We start from the raw sequence: 8,524 nt of genomic DNA on the forward strand, positions 1-8,524 counted from the left end.
GCATGGACCTGACCCTGCGGCCCATGCGCTACCCCCGGTTCTTCGAACGGTTCAAGGACGCCATCAAGAACACCTGGACCGTCGAGGAGGTCGACCTGCACTCCGACCTCGCCGACCTGTCCAAGCTCTCCGCCGCCGAGCAGCACCTCGTCTCCCGGCTGGTGGCGTTCTTCGCCACCGGCGACACGATCGTCGCGAACAACCTCGTGCTCAACCTGTACCAGCACGTCAACTCGCCCGAGGGCCGCCTCTACCTGTCCCGGCAACTGTTCGAGGAGGCCGTGCACGTCCAGTTCTACCTGAACCTCCTCGACACCTACGTGCCCGACGAACAGGCCCGGTTCGAGGCGTTCGCCGCCGTGGAGAACATCCCCTCGATCGCCCGCAAGGCCGAGTTCTGCTTCAAATGGATCAACTCCATCCACGACCTGCGCTCACTCGCGTCGAAAGACGACCGGCGGGCATTCCTGCTCAACCTCATCTGCTTCGCCGCCTGCATCGAGGGCCTGTTCTTCTACGGCGCCTTCGCCTACGTCTACTACCTACGCTCCCGCGGCCTCCTGCACGGCCTCGCCTCGGGCACCAACTGGGTGTTCCGCGACGAGTCCATGCACATGGCCTTCGCGTTCGACGTCGTCGACACCGTCCGCGCCGAGGAACCCGACCTGTTCGACGACGCAATGGAACAGCAGGTCCGCGACATGCTCGCCGAAGCCGTCGACTGCGAGGTCCAGTTCGCCGCCGACCTGCTCGAACAGGGCATCTCCGGCCTCTCCCCCGCCGACATGCGCGAATACCTCCAGCACGTCGCCGACCGCCGCCTCGCCCTGCTGGACATGGCCCCGCTCTACGGCAGCCGCAACCCCTTCGCATTCATGGAACTGCAGGACGTCCAGGAACTGTCGAACTTCTTCGAACGGCGGGTGTCGGCCTACCAGGTCGGCGTCACCGGCACGGTGAGCTTCGACGACGACTTCTGACGACCACGCTGTAGTGATCTTCACATCGATTGACAGGCAGCAACGCTGACCGTACCGTCCGGAACGTGACGGTGCGCGGAAGCCGGTGGAATCCCGGCGCGGTCGCGCCACTGTAACCGCCCCAAAACGGCGGAAGCCAGACCCGGACATCGTCACGAACAACCGCTCACGGGACGCGCTATCCCACAGAAGGGCTGCACATCATGGCAACCATCTCCACCACGCCGGGCACCGCCACCGCGCCGGCGCCCATCCCGCTCCGGCAGATCGCCCCGTGGGCGATCTTCGGCGCCGTCCTCGCGGTCGTGCTGCTGTACTTCGTCGGCGCCGAACAGGGCATCACCTCGGTGTTCTCCGGCGAGAACGTGCACGAGTTCGTCCACGACGGCCGGCACCTGCTCGGCTTCCCCTGCCACTGAGCGGGGACCGACATCATGCTGTCCGCCCGCACCCTGCTCGTCCGCGGCATGCTCGTCGGGATCGCCGCCGGCATCGCCGCGTTCGTCTTCGCCTACCTGTTCGGCGAGGGCTCCATCAACGACGCGATCGCGTTCGAGGAGGCCCACGCCGCCCACGACGGTGAGGCCGGGCACGAGGCGGTGAGCCGCACGGTCCAGAGCACGCTGGGCCTCGGCGTCGCCAACCTCGTCTACGGCATCGCCCTCGGCGGCCTGTTCGCGATCGCCGTCGCGATCGCCGTCGGCCGGCTCGGCAAGCTGTCCGCCCGCGCCACCGCCGGGATCGTCGCCCTCGCCGGCTTCACCGGGGTCGCGCTGATCCCGTTCCTGAAGTACCCGGCGAACCCCCCGGCGACCGGCAACCCCGACACGCTGCAGCAGCGCACCGGCCTGTACTTCCTGATGCTCGTCATCGGCGTCGCCGTGGTCGTCGGCACGCTGCTCGTCGCGCGGATGCTCCAGCCCCGCCTGGGGACCTGGAACGCCACGACGGTCGCCGCGCTCGGCGCGGTCGTCGTCACCGGCGTCGCCGTCGCGCTGCTGCCGGGCGTCAACGAGGTCCCCGAGGGCTTCTCGCCGATCCTGCTGTGGCAGTTCCGCCTGGCGTCGCTCGGCACGCAGGCCGTCATGTGGGCCACGCTCGGCCTGCTCTTCGGGTACCTCACCGAGCGCAGCCAGCAGCGGACCGTGCCCGCGGCCGTCACGCCGGTCACCGTCTGACCGTCTCGCGAGCGGTGGGGTCGTCCGGCCCCACCGCTCACGAGCGCGGTCGACAATGTCCACTCGGCGCTGCGTTCGACGGGAACTTCGGCGGCAGTTCCACCGACCAACTGCGTGATGAACAAGCTCGTGCACGCTAGATCGTGATGCGTCAGTACCTGTCGCGCCGTGGGACGGTGGCCCTCGGCGCTGCCGTGCTGCTCGCCGCGACGCTCGTGATCGCCCTGCGCTGGGGTGGCGGCGTCACCGGGCGGGCCGTCGCCGGCCTGCCCGACCCGGGGCCGGTCACGACGTGGGGCCTGCCGCTGGTGCGCGCCGGTCTCGACGTCGCCGGCGTGCTGACCGTCGGGTGGTGCGTCACGGCCGCGTTCCTGCTGCCCGGCGGCGACGGGCAGCTGCTCGGCCCGGCCGCGTACCGGATGCTGCGCCGGGCCGCGTGGTGGGCGGCCGCATGGCTGCTGGCCGCCCTCGCGATGCTGCCGCTGACGCTGGCCGACCTGCTCGGCGTGCCGGTCACCGAGGTCACGTTCGCCGGGGTGCGCAGTCTCGCCTGGTCGGTGGCGCAGGGGCGGGCGGCCCTCGTCCAGGCGTGCGTCGCCCTCGTCGTGGCGGTCGCCTGCCGGCTGGTGCTCACCCGCACCGGCGCCGCCGTGGTGGCGCTGCTGGCCTGCGTCGCGCTGGTGCCGCCGGCCCTGACCGGGCACTCGGCCGGCGCCGGCAACCACCAGCTCGCCGTCACCAGCCTCGCCGTGCACATCCTCACCGCCGCGCTGTGGGTCGGCGGGCTCGCCGCGCTGCTCTCCCTGCGCCGCGACGCGGCCCTCGCGGTCGCCGCCCGCGGGTACAGCCGGCTCGCCCTCGGCTGCTGGGCCGCGGTCGCGCTGAGCGGGGTGGCGAACGCGGCCGTGCGGCTCGGGTCCTTCGGCGAGCTGTGGCATTCGCGGTACGGGCTGCTCGTCCTCGGCAAGGCCGCGGCGCTGCTGGCCGTCGGCGCGGTGGGGGCGCTCCACCGGCGGCGGACGCTGCCGGCGCTGGACCGGCAGCGGCCCGGCGCGTTCCGGCGGCTGGCCGCGGGTGAGCTGCTGGTGTTCGCCGCGACCCTGGGCCTGGCGGTCGCGCTGTCGCGCACGCCGACGCCGGTGCCGACGAACCCGGTCGACACCGACCCGGTCACGGACCTGCTCGGCTTCGCCGCGCCCGCGCCGCTGAGCGCCGTGCGGGTGTTCTGGCCGCCGCTGCTCGACGGGTTCTTCATCGCGGTCGTGGCGCTCGGCGCCACGGCGTACGTCGCGGGCGTCTGGCGGCTGCACCGGGACGGGCACCGGTGGCCGGTCGCGCGGACCGCCAGCTGGCTGGGCGGGATCCTGCTGCTGGCGGCGTTCACCGTGGGCGGGTTCGCCCGCTACGCCTACGTGCTGTTCAGCGCGCACATGGCGCAGCACATGGTGCTGGCGATGGTGGTGCCCATCCTGCTCGTCGGCGGCGCGCCGGTCACGCTCGCGCTGCGCGCGCTGCGGCCGCCGGCCGACCCGACGGTGCGCGGCGCGCGGGACTGGCTGCTGCTCGTGCTGCACAGCCGGGCGCTGCGCGTGCTGTCGCACCCCGTGGTGGCGCTCGCGGTGTACGTCGTGAGCCTGTACGCGCTGTACTTCAGTGACCTGCTGGGCACGCTCATGCGGTACCACCTGGGACACCTCGGGATGCTCGTGCACTTCGTGCTGGCCGGGTACCTGTTCTTCTGGGTGCTCATCGGCGTCGACCCCGGCCGCCGGGTGGTCGCGCCGCCGATCCTCGTGCTCGTGCACTTCGCGGGGATGGCGTTCCACGCGTTCCTCGGTGTCGCCCTCATGCAGTCGCGGACCGTCATCGCCGCCGACTGGTACACCGTCGTGCACCCGGCGTGGGCCGGCGACCTGCTCGCCGACCAGCGGGTCGGCGCCGGCCTCGCCTGGGGGTTCGGCGAGCTGCCGGCGGTGGCGATCCTCCTGCTGCTGGTGGTGCGCTGGGTCCGGGCCGACGAGCGCGAGCAGCGCCGCCTCGACCGGGCGGCGGACCGGGCCGAGGCGACGGGGGAGGAGGACGACCTGGCCCGGTACAACGCGTTTCTGCGCCGGGCGGCGGAGGCCGCCGAGCGTCTCTGAACACCGGGAACCGGCCGACGACCGGACCGCCGTGGCGTTGCGGTGGGCCGGGACCTCAGCCGGCGCTGGTGCGGCGGCGCCACCACAGGGCGCCGCCGGCCAGCAGCAGCACCACCACCAGCACCACCGCACCGGCGACGCCCCACGCCCGGCCACCCACACTGTCCACAGTGGCCGGTGCGGCGCCGGGCGTCGATGGTGGCGGGGCGGCGCTCGACGGTGCCGCCGCCGCATTGGTGAACGTGAACTGGCCCTCGATCGGGTGCCCGTCCGCCGACACGGTCCGCCAGGCGACGCGCACGGCCCCGCCGGGCAGCGGCTTCAAAGGCTGCGTCAGGGTCTTGTCCACCGACCTCGGCGCGCCGTCGCTGTAGGAGGCGCCGTCGGCGCCGGTCACCACCACGGTGCTGAACCGCTGCTGCACCATCTCGTTGAAGGTGAACGTCACCGCCGCCACCGGTGCGGTGACGGTGGCGCCGTCGGCCGGGTCGGTCCTGAGCAGCTTGGCGTGCGCCCACGCCGGCTGAGCCGGGGCAAGCAGGAGGAGCGTCGCGGCCGCCGCGGCGGCCAGCAGCGCCCGGACGGTCACAGGCAGTCGCATGCGCTCCATCCTGACTCGCCGCCGCCGCAACGGATCCGCCGGGGTCGGCTGGAAAATGCCGGGAACTTGCCGGGACTTCCGGGCGACTACTTGTCGTATCCCGTCTCCGCAAAGGATGTCCGATGTCGTTGCGCCGCCGCAGTCTGCTCGGCACCGCCGGTGCGGTCCTCGTGCTCTCCCTGGCCGCCTGCGGGTCCGGCGAGTCGCCGGGCACCACGCCGCCGGCGCAGTCCGCTCCGGCACAGGCCGCCCTCGTCGTGAAGGATCCGTGGGTGAAGACGGCCCAGTCCGGCATGTCCGCGGCGTACGGGACCGTGGTGAACACCACCGGCAAGGACGTCGTGGTCGTGTCGGCCACCTCCACCGCGTCACCGAAGGTGGAGCTGCACGAGACCACGATGGTCGACGGGGCGATGGCGATGAAGCCCAAGGAGGGCGGCTTCGTCATCCCCGCCAACGGCAGCCACGAGTTCAAGCCAGGCGGCGACCACTTCATGCTCATGGACGTCACCACCCCGGTGAAGCCCGGCGACCAGGTGACGGTCACGCTCACCCTCAAGGACGGCGGCACGGTCCAGTTCTCCGCCCTGGGCAAGGACTTCGCCGGTGGCAGCGAGTCCTACATGCCCGGCATGGGCTGACGGTGGCCGGCCGTTCCGTGCCCCCGGTCAGCCGGCGCGCTGTGCTGACCGGAGGCGCCCTCACCGTCGGCGGCGTCCTCACCGGTGCCGCCGTCACCGGGGAAGCGCCGGCACCGCCGAAGTCCACTGTGGACTACGGAGCCCAGGCCGTGCCGTTCCACGGCCGGCACCAGGCCGGCGTCGAGACGCCCGCGCAGGCCCACGCGACGTTCCTGGCGCTCGACCTCCGCCCGGACGTCGACCGCGCCGCCCTCGGGCGGCTGATGCGGCTGCTCACCGACGACGCCGCCCGCCTCACCCGGGGCACGGCGCCGCTCGCCGACGGCCAGCCCGAGCTCGCCCACGTGCCGGCCCGCCTCACCGTCACCTTCGGCTTCGGCCCGCGCCTGTTCGACGCCGCCGGCCTCGCCGCGCAGCGCCCCGCAACCCTCCAGCCGCTGCCCGCCTTCGCCATCGACAAGCTGCAGGAGCGGTGGTCCGGCGGCGACCTGCTGATCCAGATCTGCGCCGACGACCCGGTCACCGTCGCCCACGCGCAACGGATGCTGGTCAAGGACAGCCGCTCGTTCGCCACGGTCCGCTGGACGCAGCGCGGCTTCCGCCGCGGCCGGGGCATGCAGGACGACGGCGTCACCCAGCGCAACGTCCTCGGCCAGCTCGACGGCACCGGCAACCCGGCCCCTGGCTCCGCCGTCTTCGCCGGTGCCGTCTGGACCGATGACGGTCCACAGTGGCTGCACGGCGGCACCACCGTGGTCGTGCGCCGCATCCGGGCGGAGCTGGAGGCCTGGGACGCCGCCGACACCGTCGGCAAGGAGTTCGCCGTCGGCCGCCGCCTCACCGACGGCGCCCCGCTCACCGGGCAACGCGAGAACGACCCGCCCGACTTCGCCGCGAAGAACCCCATCGGCTTCCCCGTCATCTCCGAGTTCTCCCACGTCGCCCGCGCCCACGTGGTCGGCGACCGGCAGCGCATCTTCCGCCGCCCCTACAACTACGACGAACCGCCCGGCCCCGACGGCACCGCCGACACCGGCCTCATCTTCGCCGCCTACCAGCGCGACATCGGCGCCCAGTTCCTGCCCATCCAGCGCAACCTCGCCGAGGCCGACCTCCTCAACGAATGGATCACCCCGATCGGCTCCGCCGTCTTCGCCGTCCCACCGGGCTGCGAGCCGGACGGCTGGATCGGCCAGGGACTGCTCGCCTGAGGACGGCGGCAGCACGGGCACCCCGCGCTGCTGCCGGGCTCAGTGGGTCGTCGCGTTCGAGTCGGCGCGCAGGCCCTCGATGGTCTCCCGCAGCGCTTCGTCGGTCGAGGTCGGTTCGATCCCGAAGGCGGCCGTGGCGGCGGACGAGCATCACATGGGCCTGACGGCCATGGGAACGGCAGCTGATGCCGCAGCCGGGCGCTCATGACTCGTCGATCGGGATCTTGACCAGTAGCGCCGTGCCGTGTCTGGCCGGGCTCACGACTTCCATGTGGCCGCCGAGGGCCTCGACGCGGTCCTGCAGGCCGATCAGTCCGGTTCCCGTGCCAAGGCTGGCTCCGCCGACACCGTCGTCCTGAATCGAGAGCCGGAACACCGCATCCTCCGCCTCGGCGTTGACGTGCACCATGGTCGCCCGGGCGTGCATGGCGGCGTTGGCGAGCGCTTCGGACACGATGTAGTACGCGGCCACCTCGGTATGTTCGGGCAGCCGCCGGCCGATGTTCAGGTTCAGCTCCACCGGAATCGCGCTCCGGCGGGCGAGCGACTTGATCGAGGCGCCGAGGCCGCCCTTGGACATGATCGCCGGGTGGATGCCCCGCGAGACCTCCTGCAGGCACTTGAATACCCCGTTCAGGCCCTGCGCGGTATGTGACAGCTGCGCTTTGTACCTGTTCAGCTCGGGCGGCATCGATGCCTCGGTCATGCTCAGTTCGAGCCCGAGCGAGACGACACGTTGCAGTACACTATCGTGCAGATCTCGTTCGAACTGTCGTCGTGCGTTGTCGGCGGCGGTGACAACGCGCGCGCGAGAAGCGGCGACCTGCGCGCGACTCTCGACGTTCGCGATCGCGGTGGCGATGAGGTCGCTGAAGTCGGCCAGGCGCGCTTCGGTGGCGGGCGGAATGGTCTCGGCCGTGAACGACATCACCGCGAGCACGCCCCACAGCCGGCCTTGAACCATGACGGGAACGCCCACCGCTGAGCGTATGCCGAGCCCGCGCGCGGCCGCCGCGGCCGGGCCCGTGGCGCCGTCGTAGCTGTTGATCCGGGCCGGCCGCCTGGTGCGCAGTACCGTCCCGACGACGTTGTCCCCGTCGAGCGGGACGGACGTCGGGGCATCCAGCTCGCTGAGACCCGCAAGGCGGGTGGCGGTGCAGTCCGGCTCGTAGCGCACGAGCGCTGTGCGGCCTCGATCGAGGCTCCGGCAGAGTTCGTCCGTCATCGCGTCGAACACATCGGTGAGTGAGGCCCCACGCGCGACCAGCGTGGCCACGCGCCGCCACGCGGCCTGTTCCTCCGTGAGCATGATGGACTCTGTGCGGCTCGCCTTCAGCGAGTTGACGATCGTCTCGTGGTCGCGCGCCGCGCACAGCAGCGACTCCAGCGTCGGCACCACCCGTTGCCGCAGGCGTTCCAGCGTGTGTTCGGGGAGGCCCGCCGGAACCAGCAGGGTGCCCAGGCGCGTCGCACCGTCACACAGCGGGAACGCTGCCCGCTGCCCGTCCCCGGGAATCACATCGAGCTCGATTGCCGCGGACCGCAGCTCAAGCACTTGCGCGAGCCGCTGTGACGCCGGGACGAGCGCCGAGCGCGAGTCGTCTGCGCACAGCACGCGTTTGGCCAGCTCGGCGGCGAGGGCGGCTTCCTGACGGCGTTCAGACGCCTCGGCGGCGCGGGAGCGAGCCAGGTCGGCTAGGGCGTGTCTCGTGGATCATCGGTGTCGGATGCGGTAGATAGACGGCTGTGTCTCGACGACATGAGCTGACTGA

8 protein-coding genes are annotated in these 8,524 nt (G+C 72.1%); 6 read left to right on the forward strand and 2 right to left on the reverse strand.

All coding sequences use genetic code 11. The annotated features are described in order from the left end of the window. Positions 1–2 precede the first annotated feature (2 nt). The 4 genes from IEZ31_RS46275 (at position 3) to IEZ31_RS46290 (ending at position 4,299) form a co-directional block, all read left to right on the forward strand. On the forward strand, positions 3–980 hold the full coding sequence (locus IEZ31_RS46275; protein WP_190256549.1) for a ribonucleotide-diphosphate reductase subunit beta: 978 nt from the start codon (positions 3–5) through the stop codon (positions 978–980). 203 nt (positions 981–1,183) lie between these two features. Continuing rightward, positions 1,184–1,399 carry a CbtB domain-containing protein gene (locus IEZ31_RS46280; protein WP_190256537.1) on the forward strand — a complete coding sequence of 72 codons (216 nt, stop codon included), beginning with the start codon at positions 1,184–1,186 and terminating at the stop codon, positions 1,397–1,399. A 15-nt stretch (positions 1,400–1,414) separates the two neighbouring features. Next, positions 1,415–2,158: a CbtA family protein gene (locus tag IEZ31_RS46285; RefSeq protein WP_190256538.1), complete on the forward strand. Its 744-nt coding sequence runs from the start codon at positions 1,415–1,417 to the stop codon at positions 2,156–2,158. Positions 2,159–2,304: 146 nt separating this feature from the next. Further along, complete coding sequence (locus tag IEZ31_RS46290) at positions 2,305–4,299, forward strand: bifunctional copper resistance protein CopD/cytochrome c oxidase assembly protein (RefSeq protein WP_190256539.1); 1,995 nt, start codon at positions 2,305–2,307, stop codon at positions 4,297–4,299. A 55-nt stretch (positions 4,300–4,354) separates the two neighbouring features. On the opposite strand, the gene IEZ31_RS46295 is transcribed toward IEZ31_RS46290, so the two are convergent. Continuing rightward, a complete protein-coding gene (locus IEZ31_RS46295; RefSeq protein ID WP_190256540.1) occupies positions 4,355–4,900 on the reverse strand; it encodes a copper resistance CopC family protein in 546 nt (181 codons plus the stop codon). 122 nt (positions 4,901–5,022) lie between these two features. Here IEZ31_RS46295 and IEZ31_RS46300 point away from each other — a divergent pair, with 122 nt between their 5' ends. Together IEZ31_RS46300 and IEZ31_RS46305 are read left to right on the forward strand one after the other, a co-directional pair. Beyond that, positions 5,023–5,541 (forward strand): copper chaperone PCu(A)C, encoded by a 519-nt coding sequence (locus tag IEZ31_RS46300; RefSeq protein ID WP_190256541.1) that lies wholly within the window; start codon positions 5,023–5,025, stop codon positions 5,539–5,541. Positions 5,542–5,543: 2 nt separating this feature from the next. Then, positions 5,544–6,752, forward strand: coding sequence for a Dyp-type peroxidase (locus IEZ31_RS46305; RefSeq protein ID WP_190256542.1), 1,209 nt, complete (start codon positions 5,544–5,546; stop codon positions 6,750–6,752). Positions 6,753–6,954: 202 nt separating this feature from the next. Here the strand turns inward: IEZ31_RS46305 and IEZ31_RS46310 are convergent, their stop codons facing one another. Beyond that, positions 6,955–8,307: a GAF domain-containing sensor histidine kinase gene (locus IEZ31_RS46310; RefSeq protein ID WP_190256543.1), complete on the reverse strand. Its 1,353-nt coding sequence runs from the start codon at positions 8,305–8,307 to the stop codon at positions 6,955–6,957. Positions 8,308–8,524: the final 217 nt, after the last annotated feature.

The sequence above is a fragment of the Dactylosporangium sucinum genome (genome assembly GCF_014647515.1).
Lineage (GTDB): Bacteria > Actinomycetota > Actinomycetes > Mycobacteriales > Micromonosporaceae > Dactylosporangium > Dactylosporangium sucinum.

What these genes read in the sequence shown, in the direction of transcription:
- IEZ31_RS46275 (WP_190256549.1), top strand. Translation starts at nt 3, where the DNA reads ATGGACCTGACCCTGCGGCCCATGCGCTACCCCCGGTTCTTCGAACGG.
- IEZ31_RS46280 (WP_190256537.1), top strand. Translation starts at nt 1,184, where the DNA reads ATGGCAACCATCTCCACCACGCCGGGCACCGCCACCGCGCCGGCGCCC.
- IEZ31_RS46285 (WP_190256538.1), top strand. Translation starts at nt 1,415, where the DNA reads ATGCTGTCCGCCCGCACCCTGCTCGTCCGCGGCATGCTCGTCGGGATC.
- IEZ31_RS46290 (WP_190256539.1), top strand. Translation starts at nt 2,305, where the DNA reads ATGCGTCAGTACCTGTCGCGCCGTGGGACGGTGGCCCTCGGCGCTGCC.
- IEZ31_RS46295 (WP_190256540.1), bottom strand. Translation starts at nt 4,900, where the DNA reads ATGCGACTGCCTGTGACCGTCCGGGCGCTGCTGGCCGCCGCGGCGGCC.
- IEZ31_RS46300 (WP_190256541.1), top strand. Translation starts at nt 5,023, where the DNA reads ATGTCGTTGCGCCGCCGCAGTCTGCTCGGCACCGCCGGTGCGGTCCTC.